This window comes from Deinococcus sp., assembly GCF_030523985.1.
Lineage (GTDB): Bacteria > Deinococcota > Deinococci > Deinococcales > Deinococcaceae > Deinococcus.
This window is the reverse complement of the sequence record NZ_JAUNHK010000023.1, coordinates 1-24211: the sequence shown is the minus strand read 5'-3', so window position 1 is coordinate 24211 and position 24211 is coordinate 1. Positions and strand designations below refer to the sequence as shown.

Here is a 24211-nt window from a genome sequence, read left to right as displayed (position 1 = left end):
GCGGTGACAAGGCCTGCGCATCTGCTTTAATGCCACGCGATGACTGCTCCTGCTCCCCATGTCACCCTGGCGCTCGACACCGCGACCCCGTTTCTGACGCTGGCGCTGGCGTGGCCCGGCGGCGAACTGGAAGCCGTGCAGGAGGTCGGGCGGGCGAGTGCCGAGCGACTGGCCGACGAAACCCGCGCCCTGTTCCGCCGGGCGGGGCTGCCCTTTCATGCCGACACCATCGTGATCGGCACCGGCCCTGGCTCGTATACCGGGGTGCGGGTGGGGGCCAGCTACGCGCTGGGGCTGGGGCGGGTCTGGGCGGCGCAGGTGCGCGGCGTCTCCACCCTGGAAAGTCTGGTGAGCGGTGAGGGGCCGCAAGCGGTGAGCCTGGACGCCCGCAAAGGCAACGTGTACAGCGCTGTTTACGAGGTCAGTGGCGGCACGGTGACGGACATACTGCATCCTGTCGCCCGGCGCAATCTCGAAGAGTTCGAGGCCGGACTAGGCGGGCTGCCCCACCACCGCGACCCGCACCCCAGCGGCCTCGCACTGCTACGGGCCGGACTGGCGCACGGGGAGACGCGGTGGGCGCTGGCCTATCTGTAAGGCAAATTTCGTCAAAGGGCAAGGCGGCTAAAAACACCGTCCTTCCCACCCTCCACACTCAACCCTCCACAAAAAATCCCGCCTGCCCCTGGGGAGCAAGCGGGAGGATGAGCGGCACAGGCCGCTGCGGGGGCTTATTCGCCCTGGGTTTCGGGAGCGACGGCTTCGGGGGCGACTTCGGCGGGCGCGGCGGCGGCTTCGGCAGCGCTGGCCTTGTCCTGCTGGGCGCGGGCGGCGTCCTTCATCACGCGGCTGCGGTCAGACTTGATGCGGGCCGCCTTACCACGCAGGTCGCGCAGGTAGTACAGCTTGGCACGGCGCACCTTGCCGCGCTCGAGCACCGTCACCTTGTTGACCAGGGGGCTGGCGAAGGGGAACACGCGCTCGACGCCTTCACCGAAGGAAATCTTGCGGACGGTGAAGCTCTTGCGGCTGCCCGAGCCGTTGATGGCGATGACGACGCCTTCAAAGGCCTGGTTGCGGGTACGGTTGCCTTCGCGCACCTTGGTGTCCACGCGCACGGTGTCGCCGGGGCGGAAGTCGGGAAGCTGGCGGGTGTGGTCTTTCTCGATGCCCCGCAGCAATTCGCCGCGGTTGATCTTGATATGGGTCTGCATACTGTCGCTCCTTCGGGTAGCGGACCGCCTCTCACTCCCACGTTCTGCGGGCGGAAACGTTCTTACTCCTTTACAGGCTCGCCTGAGGCGAACCGGGCCGGAAAAGTATAGGCCATTTCCCTCCGCTCAAGCAAGCGTCAAAAGGTGCGAGCAGTGCGGGGGCGCAGGGCACGCCAGAACGCCTTGACTCGGTCCATCGCCTCGTAAAACTGCGACAGGTCGAGCGCCTTGACCACGTAGTCGCTCGCGCCATGTTCATAGGACTGGCGGCGGTCGCGTTCCTCGCCGCTGGTGGTCAGCACCACCACGGGCACGTCGCGGGTCTGCTCCTGGGCACGCAGGGCGTCGAGCACTTCCAGGCCGTTCATGTGGGGCATGTTCAGGTCGAGCAGAATCAGGTCGGGCGTCTTTTCCGGATGGCTGGCGAGATAGTCGAGCGCCTCGCGCCCGCTCGTCACCACCTTGACGTCCTGGTCGGGTTCGTCGCCCAGAGCGGCCAGCGTCAGTTCTATGTCGTGTGGATTGTCGTCAATCAGTAGCAGTGAATGGCAGTTCATAGAACGCGCTCCTTGCCTCGCTCAGTTCGCCTTACCGACCATACCCTTTGCCTTAAAAAAGTATCAAGGTTTCGTCAACAATCTATCAAGTGTCAGATGAGAAAGGGGGCGGATGCGGCCCAGGCATCTGCACAACGTCGGGGCCACCACACGCCGCCGGGTATGCTGCCAAGCGTGCTTGCCAAACGCATTATTCCCTGCCTGGATGTCCAGAACGGCCGTGTGGTCAAAAACGTGCGGTTTTTCGAGAACCACCGGGACGCGGGCGACCCCCTGACGCTGGCGCAGGCTTACGAGGCGCAGCAAGCCGACGAACTGGTCTTTTACGACATCACCGCCACCCATGAGGGCCGTTCACTGATGCTGGACGTGGCGGCCCGCGTGGCCGAGCAGGTGATGATGCCGCTGACCGTCGGCGGCGGGGTCAACCAACTTTCCGACTTCAGGCAATTGCTGCTGGCTGGGGCCGACAAAATCAGTGTCAACAGCGGCGCGGTGCGGCGGCCCGAACTGATTCGGGAAGCCAGCGACCACCACGGAGCGCAGTGCGTGATGCTGAGCATAGACGCCAAACGCCGCCCCAACGGGCAGGGCTGGACAGTGCATGTCGGCGGGGGCCGCGTGGACACGGGCCTCGACCTGCTGGCCTGGGCGCGGCAGGGCCAGGAACTCGGCGCGGGCGAACTGTGCCTGAACGTGATGGACGCCGACGGCACCCGCGCCGGCTTCGACCTGGAGGCCACCCGCGCCGTGGCCCGAGAGGTGGACATTCCGGTCATCGCTTCCGGGGGCGCAGGAAAGCTGTCAGACTTTCGCGACGTGCTGACCGCAGGCGAGGCCGACGCCGCTCTGGCGGCCAGCGTCTTTCACTTTGGCGACCTGACCGTGCCGCAGGTCAAGGCGTATCTGGCGCAGCAGGGCGTTGCGGTGCGCCCGCAGTGGCACGCGCCGCAGACATTCCACCCCCAGGAGACCGACCATGCTTGACCTTTCCCCCCTGCGCTTCGGGCCAGACGGCCTGATTCCCGTCGTGACGCAAGACGCCCAGAGCGGAGCCGTGCTGACGCAGGCCTATGCCGACCGCGCCGCCGTGGAGCGCACCCTGACCACCCGTGAAGCGACCTACTACAGTCGCTCGCGTCAGGAACAGTGGGTCAAGGGCCAGACCAGCGGGCACACCCAGCGCGTGCTGGAAGTCGTGACCGACTGCGACGGCGACAGCCTGCTTTACCGCGTGGAGCAGACCGGCCCGGCTTGCCACACCGGGGAAACCTCCTGTTTTCACCGCCCGCTGCTGACCAATCCCGAAACGGAAATCTCGCTGGACGGCACGCTAGAACGGGTCTACCGCACCATCACCGAGCGGCTGACCACCTTGCCCGAAGGCAGCTACGTGGCGCGACTGCACGCCGGAGGCATTGACCGGGTGCTGAAAAAAATCAGCGAGGAAGCGGGCGAAGTGCTGCTGGCAGCCAAAAACGCCGACCGCGCCGAGCTGTCTACCGAAGTGGCCGACCTGATGTTTCACACCCTGTTTGCGATGGCGGAAATCGGCGTGACCCCCGCCGACGTGGCCGCCGTGCTGAGGGAGCGCGAGGGCAAAAGCGGGCTGAAGGGGCCGAAGGAAGTGGGCTGAGGGGACGTGCCGATGAGTACTGACCCGCGCCTGACCCACCTGCTCGCCGCTGAGCCGTACTGGATAGCCCGCGCCATGCAGGAGCAGGGGAGCCGCTTTTTCCGGGCGCTGGGGCAGGCGCTCGAAGCGGCAGACGCCCAGAACCGCCGCCTGATCTACGCGACCTGGACGGCAGAGTGTTGGGACTTTTACGAGCGCGGTGAACGTTTGCGGCAGGTCGAAGAGGGCTAACCCGCCCCACCCGCCACGAACCAACTTGGTAGACCCGCCTACAGACAGTCAGGCAATTCGTGAGCCTATACTCACTTATGGCCCGTCCCCGTACCATTCCCGATGAAAGGTTGCTGGAAGCGGCCCGCGAAGTGTTTCTGGAACAGGGATTTTCGGCCACCACTGCCGCCATCGCGCGGCGGGCGGAGGTGTCGGAAGGCACGCTGTTCAAGCGGTTTGCGACCAAGGAAGACCTGTTCGAGGCGGCGATGGGCCTGGACGAGTACGCCCGCTGGCGCGAAGACCTGCTGGCCCAGGTCGGACAAGGCGAGGTAAGGCGCAATCTGGAACGGGCGGCCCTGGCGCACATCGACGAGGCGAGGCGCATTTTGCCGCACCTGACCGCCGTTTTTGCGCGGGGATGCAGTCCCGAACACAACCCGCTGCTGGAACGGCTGGACAACCCGCTGCGCCAGGACACCGACGCCCTGGCCCGCTACCTGCGCGAAGAAACCGCGCTGGGCCGTGTTCGCCCCCACGACACCGAGGTCGTGGCGCTGTGCATCGTGGGGGCCATCGGGCAGTTCATTCACCGCGAATACCTCTTTGCGCCGGGGCCACCAGGCGGGGCGATGGACAGCGGGCGCTTCGTGCGCGGGCTACTCGACCTGCTGTGGCCTGGGCTGAAGCCCTAGACTCTGACCGAGCGGTCAAATAATGAGTCCGTACTCCCTTTCTCTTCCCCACTTTCCTGCCCCACTTTTCTGCCGAGGTTGCCTTGAGACACCGTTTTCTGCTTTTTTCGCTGCCGCTGCTGCTGGGTCTGGCCCCGGCGCAGAGTAGTCCGCCTGCGCCCCTGCCTGTACCCGCACAAGCTCAGCCCGCGCCTGCCCTGACGCTGCCCGCACTGCTGCAAAGCCTCCGCACGTCGCCGGGGTGGAGGGGAGCCGACCTGACCTACCGCGCCGCCGAGCTGGGGCTGGCAAGTGCCCGTGCCCGCGCCGGACTCACCGTGCAAGCCGGGGCGAGTGCGGCTCTCAGCAAATTTCCCTGGGACACGGGTGACTGGACGCTCTCGCCTGCCGTGAACGCCAGTTTTGCCCTGCCCGTCCTGCCCTGGTCGCCGCAGCGGGAAGCGGTGCAGAGCGCCGAACGTACCCTGCGGGCTGCCGCCATCGAACTGCGTTCCTCGCGGGCGGGGCTGACCGTGCAGGCGGCGCAGGCGTATGCGGGTGCCCGCAGCGCCGCCGCTGCCGCTGGACTGGCCGCCGCGCAACTGGCCCTCGCCGAAAGTCTGCTCAAGGTCGCGCAGCAACAGCGTGGGGACAACCTGATTCCGCAAACCGCGCTGCTGGAACGGCAGGCCAGCGTCGAGCAGGCCCGCGCCGGAGTCGCACAAGCGGGCCGGGGGCTGACCCTCGCCGCCGCGCAACTCTCGCGCCTGACCGGGCAAAGCGTGACGCTGTCGGGCAACCTCGCCGACTATGCCCCCGTCAGCACCCTGGTTCCGGCGGGGCTGCTGCAAGAGCCGCTGGACGCCCTCATCGCCCGCGCCCTGACCCAGCGCCCTGAAATTGCCCGCGCCCAGGCAGGTCTGGCCGATGCCCAGGCCGCCCTGACCCGTGCCGAGCGTGACCAGCGGTTGCCGGACATCACCGCGTCGGTGCAGGCGGGGCAGTTGGGCAGCACGGGCGGCGGCGGGCGCACGGTGGGCGGCAGTTTCGGCCTCAAGTCCGGCACGGTGTCGGGGCAGGTCAGCTTTCCGCTCAAGGAACCGACCACCCGCGGCGTGACCGCGCCGGGGCCGGACGGCAAGCCCGTCACCACCGAAACGGCGCTGCCAAGTGGCGTGGCGCTCAACCTCAGCGGCACCTTCACCCTGCTGGGCAGCGGACGCTCACAGGCCACCGCCCAGGCCCAGGCGGCCACCGAGCAGGCGGCCCTCGCGGTGCAAAGTGCGCGGCAGGGCGTGGAACTGGAAGTGCGCTCGCGCTTTGCCGACCTGGAAAACGCCCGCGACAGCCTCACCGCCGCCCAGACCACACTGACCCGCGCCCAGCAGACCGTGCAGGACGCCCGCGCCCGGCTGGACGCTGGACTCGGCACTTCCCTCGAAGTCGCGCAAGCCGAACTCGCACTGACCCAGGCCCGCAACTCCCTCGACAGTCTGGAGGCCCAGGTCGCGCTCGCTGCCCTGGGTCTGGCCCAGGCGACGGGCGACCTCGACCCCCTCCTGCTCACCCAACCTCTGCTCACCCCACTCGGAGAACGCCCATGAAAAAAATTGCCTCTGCCCTGCTGCTTACCCTCGCCCTCTCCCCTGCCGCCAGCGCCCAGACGCGGCTGACCCTCGCCAGCGCCGTCAATCAGGCGCTTCAGAGCGGCCCCGACGTGACCAGCGCCCGCGCCAACCTGCAAAAAGCCCAGGCCAACCTGCGGGCGGTGCGGGCCGACCCCACCTCCATCGTCACCACGCTGACCCAGGCCGAGCAGGACGCCGCCGCGCAACTCGCCAGCTTGCAGGGCAGCAAATTGAACGTGGCCCAGACGGTCATCGGGCAGTACGTCGCGGCGTATGAAGCCCAGGGCCGCATCAACCTCAACCGCGCCCAGGTCGCGCTGGACGAACGCAACCTGCAAATCGCCCGCGCCCGCCTCGCCGCCCGCGTCGCCACGCAACTCGACGTGAACCGCGCCCAGACCAGCCTGAACAGCAACCGTCAGGAACTCGCCGACGCGCAGGCGCAACTGCCCGTGCTGGAAGCGCAACTGGCGCGCACGCTGGGCCTGAGTGCCGGAACGAATCTGGTGCTGGCGGCCCCGCCCACACCGCCCAAGCTGAGTGTCAGCCTCGCCACCCTGCAAAGCGGGCTGGACAAGCGGCTGCCTGCGCTGGTGCAGGCGGCGAACGGCGCGGCCCTGGCACAGCTTCAGGTCAAGCTGTCGAACAACGACTACACCCCTGCCCGCACGTTGCAAGACGCCCAGATTGCCCTCGCCAACGCCCAGCGCAGCCTGAACGACGCGGTGCGCGCCAGCAGCACGCGGGTCAGCGACGCCTACCGCGCCGTGCAAAATGCCCAGCAGCAGGTCAACATCGCTGGGCAGCAGGCCACCAACGCCCAGACCGCGCTGGCCCAGGCCCAGGCCCGCCTGAAGGCCGGAACCGCCGCCGCTGTCGAAGTGCAGCAAGCGCAGGTGCAGGCGCAGCAGGCCGCGCTGGGTGTGCAGCAGGCACAGGACGGACTGTGGCAGGCCCTCGCCGCGCTGGGAGCCGCCAGCAGCGTGGACGTGACGGGGCTGGTGAAGTAAGGCGTGAGACCACAGAAGGCCGCTCCCGTCGCGGGCCTACTGCTGAGCGCCCTCCTGCTCGCCAGTTGCTCGCCCAAGACCGCCACCAAAACCAACGACCTCGACGCCGCGCCGCCCAAGACCACCACCCTCAGCGTCAAGACCGTGACCGCCAAGTCCGGCACCCTCACCGTGCAGCGCAGCGCCAGCGCCACCATCGAGGCCGAGCGCGACAGCCGGGTGGCGACCCAGTCCTCCGGCACGGTGCAGAGCATTCCCGTCAGCCAGGGACAGGCCGTGGCGAAGGGCGAGGTGCTCGTCAAGCTGGACGACACCGGGCAGCAGCAGGCGCTGGAAAATGCCCAGTTGCAACTGCGCCAGGCCGAGGTCAGCCTCTCGCAGACGCAGCAAAGCACGACCCAGGCGACGGGGGCGCTGGAGGCCAGCGTCACTTCGGCGCAGGCGGCCCTGGCCCAGGCCCAGCAAAACGCCGCCAGTGCCGAGAACCTCTATGATCTGGGCGGCATCAGCTTGGCTGACCTGCAAGCCGCCCGCTCGCAACTGGCCCAGGCGCAGTCGCAATTGGCACAGGCCAAGAACGCGCTGGAGCAGAACGGACGCAGTGCCCAGAACTCGGTGCCGCTCTCGCAAGTGCAACTGCAAAGCGCCCAGGCCGCCGTGCGTCAGGCCGAGGAGAACCTGCGCCGAACCGCCGTGCGCGCACCCTTTGCCGGAACCGTCGCCGAAGTCCTGACCGAAGTGGGCGAGTTCGCCGCACAGGGCACGGCAGTCGTGCGCCTCGTTGACCCGACCTCGCTCCGCGCCCGCGTGAGCGTGCCCACCGCCGACGCCACCACACTCACCGAGGGCGTCAAGTTCAACCTGACCTATGGCGGCAAAAGCTATGTCGCCACCGTGGTAGACAGCACCGGCATCGCCGGACAGAACCGCTTGGTGCCGATTACTGCGACCATAGACGGCGGTCAGGATTTGCCCGTCGGGGCCAACGCCCGCGCCAGCTACCGCGCCAAACTGGGCGACGGCGTGCTGATTCCTTCGGCGGCGCTGCAAGTCGAGGGCGGCGAAAGTGCCGTCTACACCGCCGAGTCAGGCCGGGCGCAGCGGCAGGTCGTGGACGTGGTGGCCGAAAGTGGCAACCAGCTCGCCGTGTCGGGCCTTCAGGACGGAGACGCGGTCATCAGCCCGCTGCCCGCCGGAGTGCAGGACGGGGCGAAGGTGGTGGTGAAGTGAGGGGGGGAGAAGGCCGCTGGCCGCTGGCCGATGGCGAATGGCTTTTTGCCCTCTACTCTCCACCCTCCACCTCTGACGCTCCGCAGGAGCAGCCATGAGTACCCACCTCGACGAAGCCGAATTCAAGTCCGGCGGCACGCTGCCCGACGGCACGCCCGAACCCGCCGTTCACCCGCTGGTGCGCTTCAGCGTCAAGAATTACGTCTTTTCCATCGGCATTTTCGTGATGGTCGTGCTGCTGGGGCTGGTGTCCACCTTCCGGCTGGGCGTGGAACTGCTGCCCAATTTCGAGGTTCCGGTGCTGGCGGTCAGCACGACCTACCCCGGCGCCAACCCCGACCAAGTTGACCGTGAGGTGAGCCGCAAGGTTGAGGACGCCATCAGCACATTGGCGGGCGTCACCGACATCAACACCACGTCGGTCAGCAACCAGTCGGCGGTGGTGATTACCTTCAGCGACTCCACCGACATCGACTCGGCGGCCAACTCGGTGTCGCAGGCGGTGGCGGCCATTCGCGGCACGCTACCAGGCGGCGCCGAGGCCCCGGTGGTGCAGAAATTCGACCCCAACGCCCAGCCGATTCTGACGCTGGCGCTGCTCGGCGGCTCGGCGCGGCCCAGCGAGGTGACGACCTTTGCCGAAGACACCCTGGTGCCCCGGCTGCAGCGGGTGGAGGGCGTAGCGGACGTGAACGTGAGCGGTGGCCCGGAACGGCAGGTGCAGGTGCTGCTCGACCCAGCCCGCTTGCAGGGGTTCGACCTGTCGCCCGCCCGTGTCAGCGGAGCCATCAGCGCTTCGGCCCTCGACCTGCCTGCCGGAACCCTCGACCAGAGCGGGGCCACCACCAGCTACAGCACCCGCAACACCCCCCGCAGCGCCGCCGACGTGAGCCGCATCGTGGTTGACCCGGCGACGGGCCTGCGCGTGGGCGACGTGGCGACGGTGCGCGATGCCAGTGCCAACGCCAACAGCTACGCCCGCGTCAACGGTCAAAGCGCCGTGCTGCTCAATGTCCGCAAGGCCAGCGGCAGCAACTCGGTGGCCGTCACCGACAACGTGCGGGCCGCGATGCAGACCCAGCCGCTTCCGGCGGGGTACAAGCTCACGCTCGCCAGCGACACGACGACGACCACCCGCGCCACCGTCAAGGACACCTTCAAGGAATTCCTGCTGGCGGTGCTGGCGGTGGGCCTCATCTGCCTGCTGTTCCTGGGACGGCTGAATACCGTTTTCGCGGTCATTCTCGCCATTCCTATTTCCATCAGTGCCGCGCCGCTGCTCTTTGGCGTGCTCGGCTTCACCTTCAACATCATTTCGCTGCTCGCCATCATCGTGGCGATTGGCATCGTGGTGGACGACTCGATTGTGGTCGCTGAAAACGTGCAGCGCTACCGCGACCTGGGCTACTCACCGCTCAGAAGCGTGCTGCTCGGCGGTTCGGAAGTCTTTTCCGCCGTTACTGCCGCCAGTTTTGCGCTGCTGGCGGTGCTGCTGCCGCTCAGCTTCATGCCTGGCATCCTGGGGCAGTTCTTCAGCCAGTTCGGGCTGGGCATCGCCGCCGCCATCGTCCTGAGTTGGCTGGAAAGTCTGCTGTTCCTGACGGTGCGGATGGCGTACACCAACGAGCCGCAGCGCGTCACCTGGGCCAGCCTGCCCGCGCTGCTGCGTTCGCTGCCGCAAGTGTGGCAGAGCACCCTGCGCGGCGTGCGGACGTTCTGGGGACTGGTCGGACTGGCGCTGGCGGGAGCGGCGGCCTACTTCGGCCTGAAGGGTGCGGGACTGCCTCCCATCGCGGCGGGTCTGCTGTGCATCGTCCTCGCGCCTGTGCTGCTGACCGCCGTGCGCTACGTGATTGCGGTGCTGTACGCCACCCTCGAAGCCCTGACCGACACGCTGCACGGGCTGACCCTGGGCGGCGTGAACCGGGCGGCGCGGGCCTATGCCCGTTCGCTGGCCTCGGCCCTGCGGCGGCCCGGCGTGGTCATGCTGGTCGCGGGCCTGTTCCTGCTGAGTGCGCCGCTGGCGCTGCGTGGCGTGGGCTTTGCGTTCACCCCCAAGAGCGACAGCGGCATCATGACGGTGGGCCTGACCCTGCCTGTCGGCACGCCGCTCTCCGTCACCGACGACCTGACCCGCCAGATAGAAGACAAACTGCTGGCGCAGCCCGAAATCAAGCTGGTGCAAACGGCTTCGGGCAGCGGCGGGCAACTCGGCGGCGCGAACGCCAACACCTCCGACCTGACGCTGACGCTGATTCCCCGCGAAGAGCGCCCTGGCATAGATGACCTGACCGAGCGCTACCGCCGCCAGTTGCAGCCGCTGGTGGCCCAGTTCCCCGGCACCGAACTGGTGGTCGGCAGCCAGCAGACTGGCCCCGGCGGAAGCGCCGACATCTCGCTGGCCCTTACCGCGCCCAACCAGACGCTGCTGGAGGAACGCAACCGCGCCGTCATGCGCCTGCTGACGCAGGACTCCAACCTCCGCTCGGTCAAGAGCAGCCTGTCCGAAACCCGCCAGGAACGCACCTTCGTGCCCGACCCGCTGCGGCTGAGCGGCACCGGCCTGAGCGTGAGCGACGTGGCGCAGGCCCTGCGTACCTACAACGACGGCACGGTGGCGGGGCAGGTGCGCGACGGTGACCGCAGCGTGGACATCGTGGTGCGGCTCGACCCCTCGCTGGTGTCGGGCGAGCAGAGCCTGCTCTCGCAAACGCTGTACGCCCCGGCGCTGAGTGCCAACGTGCCTCTCTCCAGCCTGGGCCGCTTCGAGGTCGCGCAGGCTCCGGCGACCTTGCGGCGCTTCAACAAGGCGTACACCGCCACCCTCGACATCAATCTGGTGGCAGGCGGCCCCAATCCCTTTGCGTACCAGAAGACCATCGAGGAACGTCTGACGAAAGCGGGCGTGCTGGAAAATGGCGTCACGCTCGGCAATGCCAACTCCTTCGGCAGCGCGGGCCTGACGGGTGACCTGATCTTCTACGGCCCCATCCTGATGCTCGCCGCCGTGCTGCTCACTTACCTCGTGCTGGGCAGCCAGTTCAACTCCTTCCGCTACCCCATCTACCTGCTGCTGCCCATTCCACTGGCGATTGTGGGGGCGCTGTGGACGCTGAATTTCTTCGGGGTCAACCTGGACGTGATTACGGTGCTGGGCATGGTGATTTTGCTGGGCCTGTCCACCAAGAACTCGATTCTGTACCTCGAATTCGTGACCGAACGCGCCCGCACCCTGCCGCTGCGCGAAGCCCTCCTCGAAGCCGCCGAACTGCGCTTCCGGCCCATCCTGATGACCACGCTGACCGTGCTGGTCATCTCGATTCCGCTGATTCTGGGCCAGGGCGAGGGCGCCGAATTCCGCCGGGGTCTGGGCATCGTGATTCTGGGCGGCGTGATTACCAGCACCCTGCTGACCTTCTACGTGGTGCCGAGCGTGTTCTGGCACTTCGAGAAGAAGCGAATGGCACGTCCCGCACTGGTGACAGGAACGGGTCAAGTCGCCTAGAGCATTTGACAGAAAAAAGTTGGTCTGGACGCCCCCCCTCCCGTTGCTTCGCAACGCCCTCCCCCGCAAGGGTGGAGGGTCGAGAGAAGAAAAAGTTCCCCTTCCACGATTCGGGAGGGGAACTTCTTTTGCCATCCGCCATCTGCCTTCAGCCCCGTCCTGCCCTTTGCACTCCACCCTGTATATGCATAGAATATTCAGAATGCTTGGCAAGGAAATCGGCAAGGAACAAAGACAAAAAAGAATTCAGGACATCATTTTGCGCGAGAGTGTTTCGACCCAGGCCGAACTCGTCAAGCTGTTGGCAAAAGAAGGAGTACAAGTCACGCAGGCCACCGTGAGCCGCGACATCAACGAATTGCGGCTGGTACGCGTGCCTATCGGCAAGGGCCGCCACCGCTACGCCCTGGCGCAGTACGGGGGCGACTCGGACATCGAGGAGCAGCTTTCGCGCCTGTTCCAGAGCTTCGTGCAGGACGTGGACCGGGGCGAAAATATTCTGGTCATCCGCACCGCCGACGGGCACGCTTCGGGCGTGGCGCTGCTGCTCGACCGCTGGAAACGCGACGACATCGTGGGGACGCTGGCAGGCGAGGACACCATTCTGGTCATTGCCCGCACCACCCAGGAAGGCGAAAGCCTGATGGAAGAGTTCAATTCGCTGATGCTGGGGTAGAGGCTAGAGGCGGATGGCAAAGGAAATCCCCTTCCGAGTCCTGGAAGGGGATTTCTTTCAGTGCCTTGACTTGCGTTCACTCTTCGCGCAGCACGTAGCCCACGCCGCGCACGGTGTGAATCAGGCGGCGTTCTCCACCTTCTTCCAGCTTGCGGCGCAGGTAGCCGATGTACACGTCCACCACGTTGCTGCCGCCCGTGTACTCGGGCCAGACCTTTTCCTCGATTTCAAAGCGTGAAAAGACCTTGCCGGGGTTGCGGGCCAGCAGTTCGAGCAGTTCGAATTCCTTGGCCGACAGTTCGACGCGGCGGCCTCCCCGGAAAATCTCGCGCCCGTCGAGGTTCATGACCAGGTCAGCCACGCGCACTTCGCCCGTGACGGCGGGGTTGACGCGGCGCAGGTGGGCGCGGACGCGGGCCAGCAGTTCTTCGATGGAAAAGGGCTTGATGAGATAATCGTCGGCCCCCGAATCCAGGCCCTCCACCTTGTCCTGAATGCCGTCTTTGGCGGTCAGGATGATGATGGGGGTGTTGCTGGTCTTGCGAATGCGGCGGGCGACTTCGAGGCCGTCGAGGACGGGCAGCATCAGGTCGAGGATGACCAGATCGGGGTTGACTTCGCGGAATTTCGACAAGCCAGTGACGCCGTCAAAGGCGACTTCGGTGGCGTAGCCCTCGGCAGCGAGTTCTAGCTCTATAAAGCGGGCGATATCTTTCTCGTCTTCAATGACGAGGACGAGCGGCTTGCGTTCCATACCCGCAGTGTAATGAGCGTTCTCATGAGAAGACGACGGACGGCACTTAATGTTTATTCATCACAAACAGCCTGTCGTTTGCGTCTCACCGCTAAACTGCCCGGCGTGACCCCCGGTGTGACTTCCTCCGCGCCCGCCCAGGACACGCCGCCCCGGCCCCGGCGGCCCTGGTCGCCCTCGCTGCAACTGCGCCTGACCCTGCTGTACGCGACCCTGCTGGCGATTTTGCTGACCTCGGTCTACGGCGCGGCGCTGGTGCTGATGCGCAGCAGCCTGACCAAGGGACTGGACGAATCGCTGTGGGCCTCGCACGGCCTGTTTACCGAACTGGTGGGCCAACTCGCCCTCGACTCGCCCGCCACCGACCTGGAGCGTGATGAGGAAGGCGTACTGCCGCGTGCGCGCACCATCTTTTCCAACGATGTCATTCAGATTGAAAAGCTGCCTTTCGTAGAGCAGCCCGCCCTGACAGCGGCTATTGCCCAGAGCAAGTCCCCTGCCGAGCAAAAGCGCGAACTGTCCGTCGTGCGCGCGCAGCAGAACATGTACCGCTATCCGGTCACGGGCCTGAACAGTGCCACGCCGCTGACCCTCACCGACGAGGAACTGCTGGCCCTGATCGAGTCGCCCGAGAGCCGCATCGTCATTCACCGTAATATTCGTGAGGTGTACAGCGACAACCTGCTGCCGCACCGGATTCTGGTCACGCTGGGGCCGGTGCAGTACGCGCCCAAGCCGCTGGCCTCGCTGGGGGGCGGGCAGGTCACGCTGGAACTGTTGCCGCCCCCGGTGCTGTCCATCACTTACGTCGGGCGCAGCATGGCGGGCATCGAGGACACGCTGCGTCGCCTGCGGAGCACCTTCGCCACCGTCATGCTGATCGGGGCGCTGCTGGCGGGCGGCCTAGCCCACGGGCTGGCGGGCCGGGCGCTGCGGCCCCTGCGACAGGTGCGGCAGGCGGCAGAAGGCATCGGCGGTCAGACCCTCACCGAGCGCGTGCCCGAGCCGGACACGGGCGACGAGGTGCAGGCGCTGGCCCGCTCGCTCAACGCCATGCTGGGCCGCCTGGAAGCGAGTTTCGAGGCGCAGCGCCGCTTTACCAGTGACGCCAGCCACGAACTGAGAACCCCCGTCACCGCCATCAGCGGGCACGCCAGTTACCTGCTGCGCCGCACCAACCCCGGCGGGCAGGAGCGCGAGAGCCTCAACATCATCCGCTCCGAGTCCGAGCGCCTGACCAACCTGATCACCAGCCTGCTGCAACTCGCCCGCTCCGACAGTGGGGCGCTGGCCCTGAACCTCGCGCCGATTTTCTCGCGGCTGTTTCTGGATGAAGTGGCCCGCGAACTCGCGCCGCTGGCGAGCGGTCAGGACTCGGAACTGCGGGTGAGTGGTCCCGATATTCCCTTCGAGGGCGATCCGGACAGATTGAAACAAGTGGTCATCAACCTGATCGGCAACGCGCTCAAGGCCGGGGCCAAAACCGTGACCCTGGAAAGCAGCGCCCAGGAAGACGGGCGCGAGGTGCGCCTGAGCGTGCGCGACGACGGCCCCGGCATCCCGCCCGAGCATCTGGCGAAACTGTTCGACCGCTTCTACCGCGTCGAAGACAGCCGCAGCCGCGACCAGGGCGGCGCGGGCCTGGGCCTGAGCATCGCCAAAGGCATCGTGGACGCCCACAGCGGGCGCATCTGGCTGGAAAGCGAAGTCGGGCGCGGTACGGTGGCCCACGTTCAGCTTCCGGTGGGCGACGTGCCGCTGCTGGACGAGGAGGACGTGCCGTAAGTCGCAGAGGGCTGAGAGCAGAGGGCTGATGGCTGGCTTGAGCTTTGGCCTGGGCTGGCTATCGGCCATCAGCTATCAGCCCTTCGCCATCTGCCTTGCCCCTCTCTGCACGTTCAGCCACCTTCCCCGCCGCGCCCCCGCCCTAGACTCAGGGGGTGCGCCGCTTTTCCCTCGCTTTTCCCCTGCTGCTGCTCCTGGCGCTGACGGCTTACCTGATTCCTCCCGGCACAGGAGAGCAGGCCGGAACCACGCCGCCCTCCGTCTCGACCCAGTTGCCCGACGCGCTGCCCGCCCAGACCCGCGAACTGTTCAACGCTCTGCGCCCGGCGGTGGTGCGAGTGGACAGCCTCGATACGCGCACCCGCACGGGCGGGCTGGGCACCGGGTTTTTCATCAACGAAGGGGGCGACGTGCTGACTGCCTACCACGTGGTCAAGGCCGGACAGCTCTTTGAAGTGACGACCCTCGGCGGGCGCAGCTACCCGGCGCGGGTGGCGGCCTTCGACGAGGCGGCGGACGTGGCCCTGTTGCGGGTACAGGGCGGCGGCCCCTTCCCTTACCTGGAGCTGGGTCAGGGTCTTCCCCAGGTGGGCGAACAGGTGCTCGCCATCGGCAACAGCGGGGGCGACTTTCTGCAACCCCGGCGCGGCGAACTGCTGCGGCTGAATGCCGAGGCGAGCAGCAGCGACTTTCCGCAGGGCACGCTGGAAATGAGCGCCCCCCTCGCCCAGGGCGACAGCGGCGGCCCCATTCTCGACGCGGCGGGGAGGGCCATCGGGGTGGTCAGCTATATCCGCGTGGGCGGCGACGGACAGACCAAAGCCAGTTACGCCGTGCCCGTCACGCAGGGCGGCGAACTGGTGAGGGCCCTGCAGAGTGGCGAGAAGCGTGAGTCACCGCTGACGGCGCTGGTCGGGCTGGTGTTCGACCAGTTGCACAGCGGGCGCACCGACCCACCCGGCGCGGTCATCCTGCGCGTGACGCCCGGCAGTGCCGCCGACCGGGCCGGACTGCGCGGCTGCGTGGCGAACCGCGACGGGCAGTTGACGGCCCTGGGCGACATCATCCTGAGCATGAACGGCGTGCCGACGCCCGACAGCGGTACGGCCCTCGACCAGCTCAAGCGCCTGCATGTGGGCGACAAGGTGAACGTGGAGTACAGCCGCGCCGGGGAAAGGGCGCAAACCACGCTGACCCTCAGAGCACAGACGGCCCCCCGGCAAGGCAGCACCGACCCCTGTACACGTGAGTGATTCACCAAGCCCCGTCCCATCCGGCGTTAAAGGGGAAACGGGAAAATACAGAAATGTCAAGAGCTTTTGTCAAGGAAGACGGCGGCGAACGCTGGACACCGCCCGCAAAGGCCGCCGAATACCGGGTCAGCCTCGACACCCCGGACGGCCCCGAAACGGTGTATGAGGCCGACGACCTGCTGACCGTGCTGCAATGGGTGAGCCAGCGCCCCGGCCAGGGCTTCGAGGTTCGTGGCCGGGACGGACGCCTGCTCGCGGCGAGTTGAGCGGAAAAAACAACCGGGGAGACCGTTCGGATGGTCTCCCCGGTTGCTCTGTGGGCGGCTTCAGGCCCAGTCGCCTTCCAGCGTCAGCCGCACGGCCCCGGCCAGCGCCTGCCCCGGCTCCAGCACGCGCATGTCGGTGCCGGGGACACCCCGCGCCGCCAGATTGAAGGCGTCGGTCGCGTGGCTGACGGGTTCCAGCGCGAGGCTGCCGTCGGGGGCGGTAAAGACCACCAGATGCGAAAAGACGTTGTCGGCGGTCAGCGTCAGCGCCCGCACCCCCCAGTCCAGCCGCGCCACCCCGTCCCAGGCGGCGAAGGTGCGGTCCACCATGCGCTCCCCGATGGCGACGGGCGTGCCGAAGTCCTCGGCGGGCGTGACCGGACGGGCGGCCCCCAGCGGCAGCATTCGCTCGTCGGTGTCGTAGGTCAGCGGCGCACAGAAGCCGAGGCGCGGGTCTAGGCCGTCCTGAAGGCGCTGAAAGTAAGGGTGCAGCCCCATTCCGGCGGGCATGGGTCGGGTGTCGGCATTGGTCAGCGTCACGCTGATGTCGAGGTGCGGCCCGTGCAGCACATAGTCCACCGCCGCAGTGATGGCCCAGGGCCAGTTGAAATCGGCATGTTCGCGGCTGTCGAAGGTGCAGCGCAACAGGCCGTCGCTCACGCGCCTCACCTGCCAGGGACGGTTCCTCACGTCGCCGTGCTGGGTCAGGCCGTCTTTGGTGGTCACGCGCAGCCCCACGTCCTCGCCGCCGAAAGAAAAGCGGGCGTCCCGGATACGGTTGGAAAAGGGGAGCAGCGTAAAGCTGGCGCACTGGCTGCTGGTTTCCACACTGGGCAACTCCACCGGGCGCAGCACCGAACGCCCCGACGCGGCCCGCAAGTTCAGGATGCTGGCCCCCAAGTCGGGCAGGATGTCGAGGCTCAGGGCGTCGCTGCGGAGGCTTTCGACCTGCCGGGTCACTTCTGGCCCCGTTTGCGGGTCGCCTCATACAGCAGGATGCCCGCCGCCACCGACGCGTTCAGGCTCTGAATCTGCCCGCGCACCGGGATACTGACCAGCACGTCGCATTTTTCACGCACCAAGCGGCGCATGCCCTCGCCCTCGGCCCCGATCACCAGCGCCGTGCGGCCCGAGAAGTCGGTTCGGGTCACGTCCTGCGCCGCCTCGCCCGCCGCTCCGTAGACCCACACGCCGTCGGCCTTGAGCTGGTCTATCAGCCGGGGCAGGTTCTTGGTCTGGGCGACGGGCAAATACGCGGTGGCGCCCGCCGCCGTCTTGGCGACCACGGGCGAGAGCGGAGCCGAGCGGCGCTCCTCCACGATGACGCCGTGGGCACCCAGCACCTCCGCCGAGCGGATGATGGCCCCGAAGTTGCGCGGGTCGGTCACGCCGTCGAGCAGCACCACCAGCAGGTCTTCGCCGCTCGCCTCGGCCCGGTCGAGGATGTCGTCCACCGTCGCCCAGGCCAGTTCTTCGACCTCGGCCACGATGCCCTGGTGCTGGGTGGTGCCGACCATCTGGTCGAGTTCGATGCGCGGCAGCCAGCGCACCCGCACGCCCGCTTCCTTGGCGGCGTCCTGCACCTGCCGGGCAAAGGCGTCTTCGACCCCACGGGCCAGCACCAGTTCGGAGACGCGCCCCCCGGTGAGGGCCTCAAGTACCGGGTTTCTTCCGTAAAGCAACATGTGCAGCAGTGTAGGCGAGTGCGCGACTTCTCGCCCCGCGTCCAAGCGTCTAGTATGGGAGCAGATGAACGGCCTCGCCCTCAACCTGATTCTGGCGCTGGTCTGGGCGCTGTTTCTGGGCGAAGTCAGCCTGCGCAGCTTGGGCCTGGGTTTTTTGCTCGGCTTCGGCGTGCTGTGGCTCTTTCACGGCGCACTGGGCACGGAGCGCTATATCCGCTCGGTGCTGGGCACACTGCGGCTCTCGGGCTATTTCGTGCGCGAACTGGTGCGGGCCAACGTAGTCATGGCGCAACTGGCCCTGAAGCCCCAGCCCCACCTCAACCAGATGATCGTCGCCGTGCCGCTGCAACTGCGCCATGCCAGCTCGCTGACCCTACTGGCCGCCATGACGGGCCTGATGCCGGGCACCGTCACGCTCGGGTTTTCGCAGGAGCGCGACACCATGTATGTCCACGCGGCGGGGATGGCGAGTTACGGAGCGGTGGTCGAGAGCGTCAAGAGCATTGAGCGGCAGATGCTGGACATTCTGGGACGGGAGCAGGCAGCGCAGAGCTGAGAGCTGAGAGCGGTGGATGCCTGTGCTCTCAGCCCTCTGCATCTCAGCGGCTTTGCAGCCACGCCACCAGGTCGTCGGCGCTGAGCGGAGGTGTCATGGCGTACCCCTGGGCAGCGTCACAGCCGAGGTCGCGCAGCATGTCGAGCTGGGCGTAGTTTTCCACCCCCACCGCCGTGACCGAGAGGCCCAGACTGTGCGCGAGGCTGATGGTGCCCTGCACCAGCTTCAGCGACTTCTGGTCGTCGGGCAGGCGGGTGGTCAGCGTGGGGTGCAGCTTGAGGCCACTGAGGGGAAACTGGGTCAGGGCGGTCAGGCTACTGGCCCCGTCGCCGAAGTCGTCCACGATCAGGCGAGCGCCGCGTGAACGCAGGGCTTCGAGCAGGCCCAGGGTCTCCTCGCTGTGGTCGATCAGGCTGCCCGCGCTGACCTCGATATCGAGCGCACTCGGCCGCGAGAGCAGGGGCAGCAGCCGCTCCATCGCCCCGGCGCGGCGCAGTTCTTCCAGGCTGAGGTTGACACTGGTGCGCCAGTCGCGCTGGTGGGTGACCTCGCGCATCTGGGCGCGGCCCCGTACCGCCTGCCGCACCACCCATTCCCCGATGGAAGTAATCAGGTCGCTGCGGCTGGCAATCGGCAGGAAGCGGGCGGGCGACACGTTGCCGTATTCCGGATGCGTCCAGCGCAGCAGGGCCTCGGCCCCCAGCACTTTGCCGTCCTTGAGGCTGATGGCGGGCTGGTAGAGCAGCGAGAACTGTTCGTCTTGCTGACCGCCCTCGATCACGGCCCGCAGCTGGTCTTCGAGTTCAAAGCTCTGGGCCTCGGCATCACGCAGCCCCGGCTGGAAGATGACGACGTGCCCGCGACCTTGCCGCTTGGCATGTTGCAGCGCCACGTCGGCGTCGGCCAGGGCCTGCTCGGGCACCGGACCCTGCAGACTGGCAGCCCCCAGCGCGAACGTGACCGGCACCAGACGGCGGCCTGCCCGCAGCGGCTCGCGCAGGGCGACCTGCAACTTCTGCACCCCGATTTCGACGCTGGTTTCGGGCAGGTAGACGGCGAAGGTGTCGTCCGCGAGCCGCGCCGCCTGCCCCCCTTCGAGCGAGGTCAGGTCGTTGAGGCGGGCCGCTACCTGAATGAGCAGCAGATCGCCCGCCGTGCGGCTGAGCGCCGCGTTCAGGCCACCGAACCCGTCGATGTCGAGGCAGACCACCATGCCGCCTGTCGCCGCACTGCGTCCGAGTTCGGTTCTCAGGCCCGCCCGGTTGAGCAGCCCGGTCAGGGCGTCGTGCGAGGCGTCGTGGCGCAGTTTGGCCTGGGCACGGCGCAGGGCCGTCACGTCGCGCAGGCTGAGCAGAATGCCGGGTTTGCGGCCCGCCATGCCCTGTTCGAGTGCCGACAAGTTGACTTCGAGGTGACGGCTGATGCCGCCGGGAAACAGCGCCAGCACTTCACCCGTAAAAGGCAGTTTGAACGACGAGAGGTTGGGCACGGGCAAGGGGTCGCCCGCCGAGGTATGCAGCTTGACGCCGAGTTGCTGAATCAGGCGGGTCAGCGGCATTCCGGTGAGGCTCTGGGCGTCCATGCCCAGCAGACTGGCGGCCTGCTCGCTGACGAGTTGCGTGCGGCCCTGGTGGTCGAGCACCACCGTCGCCGCTCCGCTCAGGCGCAGCAGTTGCGACGCCATGCCACCCGCTTCGTCGGCTGCCTGTCCCAGGGTCGCGCCTTCCAGAACGAGTTGACCGGGCAGGGCTTCGTTGCGCCGCAGCACCAGCGGCAGCCGCCCGCCACGGGCCAGCGGCACCTCGCTGTGGGTGGTGCGGTTGCCCGCCTCGACGCTCTGCACGAGTTCCTGAAGAAGCTGCGCCCCCTCGGACTTGAAGGCCGCCCATTCGTGCAGAGGCTGACCGACCCCCACCGAGGACGCGTCCTGCTCGCTGAGCAGCGTGGACAGGCCCCGGCTCGCCGCCTGCACGACGCCCCCGGCCCCCAGCAGCGCCAGAGGCTGGTCGGTATCCAGCAGCCCGGCCACCTGCCCGGCGTAGGTATGCTCGGCGGTCACGTCCTGCACAGTCCACAGCACGCCCGCCGCCGCTCCCCCGAAGTACGGTTTGGCTTCGCCACGCAGCCAGCGGCCCGACGTTTCACCCAGACGGGGAGGCAGTTGCTCGTCGCTCAGGCGCACCGAGCGGCCTGCGGCGGCCCCGGTCAGTTGGCGCACCATTTCCTCACGGGTCGGGAAAACCTCGCGCACGTTGCGCCCCAGCACTTGGCCTTCGACCATGCCGAACAGTTCCAGAAAGGTGCGGCTGACCTGCTTGAACGTCAGGTCGGCACTCAGCCACGCGGTCGCTGCCGGGAGTTGGGTAATCAGCATGTCGGCCTCGCGGGTCGCGCCCTCGGCACTCGCCGCCGAGAGCAGCAGCGTCAGGATTTCCACCGCCCCCTCGGGAATCGGTGCGCCCTCGGACCACAGCAGGCCCAGCAGGGCACCGTCACGGGTAATCCAGGCCAGGTCGCCGCGCTCCAGCCAGTCGTCGGGCGGGATGAGCTGGGCGTCGGGCGACTCGGTCGGGGTGCCGTCCGCCTGAATATTCATCACGCGTTGCCCAATGGCCGCCAGCAACGTGGCCTGCGGGGCATGCAGCCGCATCAGGTCACGGAGGGCGAGTTGCAGGACGGACTGGGTGGAACTGGTATTGGCGGCAGACATGGGAAGGAAAACCTCGACAAACGCAAGAAGAAATAGGCAACACCGGGACGCGGACTTCTGGCCTGTTCTCTGAGCCCGGCATTCGCTTGACAGCCAGAAACGTCCTCAGCTTGGCACGCCGACTCTTACGGTCTTCGTGCAAAGAACTGACTTTGGTTCAGGCACTCCAGGCAGGAGCACAAAAGAAAGGCGGGCCACCTAGAGGCAGCCCACCCGATGGTTACGCCGAAACTCAGCCGCTTTCCTCAGTCGAGGGTCTTGTCTGCGTCCTTGGCGTCGTCTTTTTCGGTCTTGTCGTCCTGCACCAAGCCACTGGCTTCCTCGATAGAAATGCTCGCCATCAGCACCACCTTGTCGCCGTCCTGCTCGACTTCGACCTTGGAGTTGCCCGACGGGAAGTACTTCTGCACGACTTCCAGCAGGTCGTTGCGCAGGGCCTCGACCTTGCCGGGAGCAATCTTGGCGCGGTCATAGGCCAGCACCAGTTCCAGGCGGTCCTTGAGGGTTTCCTTGCTGCGGCGGCCTCTGAACCAGCCGAACATCAGCTCCCACCCCCGAACAGGCGGCGAATGGCGGCCCAGATGCCTTTTTCCTCCTCAACCAGTTTGGGGAAAGGGATGTCCTGGCCCTGAATACGCTGCGCCGTCGCCATGAACGCGTCTCCGGCCTTGGTCTTGCCCAGCACGGCAGGCTCACCGACGTTGGTCGAAACGATGATGCCTTCGTCCTCGGGAATGATGCCGATAGGCTTGACGCCGAGAATGTCCACCATGTCGTCGATGGAGAGCATGTTGCCGCTCGCCACCATCTTGGGGCGCAGGCGGTTGACGACCAGACGAATCTCGGTCACCTGCTGCGCTTCGAGCAGGCCGATGATGCGGTCGGCGTCACGCACCGACGAGACTTCGGGGTTGACCACCACGAGCGCTCCCTCGGCGGGGGCGGCAGCGGTACGGAACCCCGACTCGATCCCGGCGGGCGAGTCGATGAGCACGCGGTCGAAGCCCTCTTCTTCCATCAGGCCCTTGACGACTTCTTTGAAGACCTCGGGGTCGAGGGCGTCCTTGTCGCGGGTCTGCGAAGCGGGCAGCAGGTGCAGGTTTTCCACACGCTTGTCGCGGATGAGGGCCTGGTTCATGCGGCACTTGCCTTCCAGAACGTCCACGAGGTCGAACACCACGCGGGACTCAAGGCCCATGACCACGTCGAGGTTACGCAGACCTACGTCCACGTCGATGACGACTACTTTTTCACCCAAGCGGGCCAGGGCCGCGCCGATGTTGGCGGTGGTGGTGGTTTTGCCCACGCCCCCCTTCCCCGACGTGACGACAATGACTTTGGCATCCATGCTGCGGGCAGTCTAGCAAGGTCGCGCCCAAATGTAAGCCTGCACCTCTATTCGGACTGCCGGAAAGGAAGCTGCGGGACGATGATCCGGGGTGCCCGCGCCGTACACTGAGGCCATGAGGCGCGGCGCGGACAAAAACGGAGTGAAGCTGTGAAGTGGGGGGGCTGGCTGCTGGGGGCGCTGCTGATGGCGGCGGTGCTGGCGTTCGGCCTGTTCTCGCCGCGCCAGACGCCGGAATGGACGCTCAATCAGTTTACAGAGGCCCTGCAGAACAAGGAGATCCGGACTGCCCGCATCCTGTACCAGAACGGCACGGCCCTGGTGCGGGGCGAAGGGGGTGACCCGCCCGCGCCCTACACGGTCAGAACCTTGCCGAGCGATCCGGCGCTGAATCTACGCACCCTGGAAGCGCGAGGGGTGACCGTCACCTACGTGCCCACGCCCCGCACCAGTGTTCTGGGTGTGCTGAGTGTCCTGCTGACCACCGCCCTCATCGGCGGGCTGGTGATTTTCCTGATTCGCAGTCGTAATGGTGGCGGTAACGACGCCGCTGGCGCCTTCGGCAAATCACGGGCGGCGGTGGTGAGCGAGGGACAAATCAAGCTGACCTTCGCCGACGTGGCCGGGTGCGACGAAGCCAAGCAAGACCTGGAGGAAGTCGTGGACTTCCTCCGCCAGCCCGACAAATACCACCAGCTCGGGGCCAGGATTCCGCATGGTGTGCTGCTGGTCGGCCCTCCCGGTTCCGGCAAGACCCTCCTCGCCAAAGCGGTCGCGGGTGAAGCCAAAGTTCCCTACTTTTCCATCTCCGGCTCGGATTTCGTGGAAATGTTCGTGGGCGTTGGGGCTGCTCGCGTGCGTGACCTCTTCGAGCAAGCCCGCAAGTCGGCTCCCTGCATCGTCTTCATCGACGAAATCGACGCCGTAGGCCGCAAACGGGGCATGAACATCCAAGGCGGCAACGACGAACGCGAACAGACCCTCAACCAGTTGCTGGTCGAAATGGACGGCTTCGGCAGCGGGCAGGAGGTCATCATTCTGGCGGCGACCAACCGCCCCGACGTGCTGGACGCAGCGTTGCTGCGTCCGGGGAGATTTGACCGTCAGGTGGTCGTGGACGCCCCCGACGTGCGCGGACGTGAGCAGATCTTGCGTATTCACGCCCGTAAAAAGCCGCTGGACGTGTCGGTGGATCTGGGCATTTTGGCCCGGCGCACAGCGGGGATGGTGGGGGCCGACCTCGAAAACCTGCTCAATGAGGCGGCACTGCTGGCCGCGAGGGAAGGCCGCAGCCGGATTACGGGGAGAGACGTGGACGAAGCTCGGGACAGAGTGCTGATGGGGCCGGAGCGGCGGTCGCTGGTCATTCGGGAAGCCGACCGCAAAGTGACGGCCTATCATGAGGTCGGACACGCCCTCGCTGCCCAATTGCTGCCGCACTCCGACAAGGCCCACAAACTGACGGTGGTGCCGCGTGGCCGCAGCCTCGGCTCGGCGCTGTATACCCCCGAAGA

23 protein-coding genes are annotated in these 24211 nt (G+C 66.9%); 15 read left to right on the top strand and 8 right to left on the bottom strand.

Going from position 1 to position 24211, the window contains the following annotated elements; translation table 11 throughout:
* Positions 1-39: 39 nt before the first annotated feature.
* Entirely contained in the window at positions 40-597 is a 558-nt protein-coding gene (gene tsaB, locus Q4C89_RS05450; protein WP_303101590.1) for a tRNA (adenosine(37)-N6)-threonylcarbamoyltransferase complex dimerization subunit type 1 TsaB, read from the top strand.
* Between the two features lie 134 nt (positions 598-731).
* On the opposite strand, the gene rplS is transcribed toward tsaB, so the two are convergent.
* Positions 732-1214, bottom strand: coding sequence for a 50S ribosomal protein L19 (gene rplS / locus Q4C89_RS05445; protein WP_303101589.1), 483 nt, complete (start codon positions 1212-1214; stop codon positions 732-734).
* A gap of 137 nt (positions 1215-1351) precedes the next feature.
* A complete protein-coding gene (locus tag Q4C89_RS05440) occupies positions 1352-1771 on the bottom strand; it encodes a response regulator (protein ID WP_303101588.1) in 420 nt (139 codons plus the stop codon).
* 174 nt (positions 1772-1945) lie between these two features.
* Here Q4C89_RS05440 and hisF point away from each other — a divergent pair, with 174 nt between their 5' ends.
* The 9 genes from hisF (at position 1946) to argR (ending at position 12340) form a co-directional block, all read left to right on the top strand.
* Positions 1946-2758, top strand: a complete 813-nt coding sequence (hisF, locus tag Q4C89_RS05435) for an imidazole glycerol phosphate synthase subunit HisF (RefSeq protein WP_303101587.1) — start codon at positions 1946-1948, stop codon at positions 2756-2758.
* Positions 2751-3407: a bifunctional phosphoribosyl-AMP cyclohydrolase/phosphoribosyl-ATP diphosphatase HisIE gene (gene hisIE / locus Q4C89_RS05430; protein ID WP_303101586.1), complete on the top strand. Its 657-nt coding sequence runs from the start codon at positions 2751-2753 to the stop codon at positions 3405-3407. Before hisF ends, hisIE begins: the two co-directional genes overlap by 8 nt.
* A 12-nt stretch (positions 3408-3419) precedes the next feature.
* Positions 3420-3638: a hypothetical protein gene (locus Q4C89_RS05425; RefSeq protein WP_303101585.1), complete on the top strand. Its 219-nt coding sequence runs from the start codon at positions 3420-3422 to the stop codon at positions 3636-3638.
* 77 nt (positions 3639-3715) lie between these two features.
* The gene (locus Q4C89_RS05420; protein ID WP_303101584.1) at positions 3716-4312 is read left to right on the top strand and encodes a TetR/AcrR family transcriptional regulator; all 597 of its coding nucleotides are present in this window, start codon (positions 3716-3718) and stop codon (positions 4310-4312) included.
* A gap of 83 nt (positions 4313-4395) precedes the next feature.
* A complete protein-coding gene (locus tag Q4C89_RS05415; protein ID WP_303101583.1) occupies positions 4396-5895 on the top strand; it encodes a TolC family protein in 1500 nt (499 codons plus the stop codon).
* Complete coding sequence (locus Q4C89_RS05410) at positions 5892-6929, top strand: TolC family protein (protein WP_303101582.1); 1038 nt, start codon at positions 5892-5894, stop codon at positions 6927-6929. Before Q4C89_RS05415 ends, Q4C89_RS05410 begins: the two co-directional genes overlap by 4 nt.
* Before the next feature lie 3 nt (positions 6930-6932).
* Positions 6933-8159: an efflux RND transporter periplasmic adaptor subunit gene (locus tag Q4C89_RS05405; protein ID WP_303101581.1), complete on the top strand. Its 1227-nt coding sequence runs from the start codon at positions 6933-6935 to the stop codon at positions 8157-8159.
* A 94-nt stretch (positions 8160-8253) separates the two neighbouring features.
* Positions 8254-11664: an efflux RND transporter permease subunit gene (locus Q4C89_RS05400; RefSeq protein WP_303101580.1), complete on the top strand. Its 3411-nt coding sequence runs from the start codon at positions 8254-8256 to the stop codon at positions 11662-11664.
* A 202-nt stretch (positions 11665-11866) separates the two neighbouring features.
* Positions 11867-12340, top strand: coding sequence for an arginine repressor (gene argR / locus Q4C89_RS05395; protein ID WP_303101579.1), 474 nt, complete (start codon positions 11867-11869; stop codon positions 12338-12340).
* A 76-nt stretch (positions 12341-12416) separates the two neighbouring features.
* Here the strand turns inward: argR and Q4C89_RS05390 are convergent, their stop codons facing one another.
* Positions 12417-13094 carry a response regulator transcription factor gene (locus Q4C89_RS05390; protein WP_010887388.1) on the bottom strand — a complete coding sequence of 226 codons (678 nt, stop codon included), beginning with the start codon at positions 13092-13094 and terminating at the stop codon, positions 12417-12419.
* 96 nt (positions 13095-13190) lie between these two features.
* Here Q4C89_RS05390 and Q4C89_RS05385 point away from each other — a divergent pair, with 96 nt between their 5' ends.
* The 3 genes from Q4C89_RS05385 (at position 13191) to Q4C89_RS05375 (ending at position 16398) form a co-directional block, all read left to right on the top strand.
* Positions 13191-14879: a cell wall metabolism sensor histidine kinase WalK gene (locus Q4C89_RS05385; RefSeq protein ID WP_303101600.1), complete on the top strand. Its 1689-nt coding sequence runs from the start codon at positions 13191-13193 to the stop codon at positions 14877-14879.
* A gap of 155 nt (positions 14880-15034) precedes the next feature.
* The gene (locus Q4C89_RS05380) at positions 15035-16132 is read left to right on the top strand and encodes a S1C family serine protease (protein ID WP_303101578.1); all 1098 of its coding nucleotides are present in this window, start codon (positions 15035-15037) and stop codon (positions 16130-16132) included.
* Between the two features lie 53 nt (positions 16133-16185).
* A complete protein-coding gene (locus Q4C89_RS05375) occupies positions 16186-16398 on the top strand; it encodes a hypothetical protein (RefSeq protein ID WP_303101577.1) in 213 nt (70 codons plus the stop codon).
* A 60-nt stretch (positions 16399-16458) separates the two neighbouring features.
* On the opposite strand, the gene Q4C89_RS05370 is transcribed toward Q4C89_RS05375, so the two are convergent.
* The gene (locus tag Q4C89_RS05370) at positions 16459-17358 is read right to left on the bottom strand and encodes an aldose 1-epimerase (protein WP_303101576.1); all 900 of its coding nucleotides are present in this window, start codon (positions 17356-17358) and stop codon (positions 16459-16461) included.
* Complete coding sequence (gene rlmB, locus Q4C89_RS05365; protein WP_303101575.1) at positions 17355-18083, bottom strand: 23S rRNA (guanosine(2251)-2'-O)-methyltransferase RlmB; 729 nt, start codon at positions 18081-18083, stop codon at positions 17355-17357. Before rlmB ends, Q4C89_RS05370 begins: the two co-directional genes overlap by 4 nt.
* A 64-nt stretch (positions 18084-18147) precedes the next feature.
* Between rlmB and Q4C89_RS05360 the strand changes: the two genes are divergently transcribed.
* Positions 18148-18639, top strand: coding sequence for a Na+/H+ antiporter subunit E (locus Q4C89_RS05360; RefSeq protein ID WP_303101574.1), 492 nt, complete (start codon positions 18148-18150; stop codon positions 18637-18639).
* Positions 18640-18682: 43 nt separating this feature from the next.
* Here the strand turns inward: Q4C89_RS05360 and Q4C89_RS05355 are convergent, their stop codons facing one another.
* The 3 genes from Q4C89_RS05355 to minD form a co-directional block, all read right to left on the bottom strand.
* Positions 18683-21349 carry an EAL domain-containing protein gene (locus Q4C89_RS05355; RefSeq protein ID WP_303101573.1) on the bottom strand — a complete coding sequence of 889 codons (2667 nt, stop codon included), beginning with the start codon at positions 21347-21349 and terminating at the stop codon, positions 18683-18685.
* A 245-nt stretch (positions 21350-21594) separates the two neighbouring features.
* Positions 21595-21891 carry a cell division topological specificity factor MinE gene (gene minE, locus Q4C89_RS05350; RefSeq protein ID WP_303101572.1) on the bottom strand — a complete coding sequence of 99 codons (297 nt, stop codon included), beginning with the start codon at positions 21889-21891 and terminating at the stop codon, positions 21595-21597.
* Positions 21891-22697 carry a septum site-determining protein MinD gene (gene minD, locus Q4C89_RS05345; protein WP_303101571.1) on the bottom strand — a complete coding sequence of 269 codons (807 nt, stop codon included), beginning with the start codon at positions 22695-22697 and terminating at the stop codon, positions 21891-21893. Before minD ends, minE begins: the two co-directional genes overlap by 1 nt.
* A 186-nt stretch (positions 22698-22883) precedes the next feature.
* Here minD and ftsH point away from each other — a divergent pair.
* The coding region (gene ftsH / locus Q4C89_RS05340) for an ATP-dependent zinc metalloprotease FtsH (protein WP_303101599.1) at positions 22884-24211 on the top strand (1328 nt) is incomplete at its 3' end.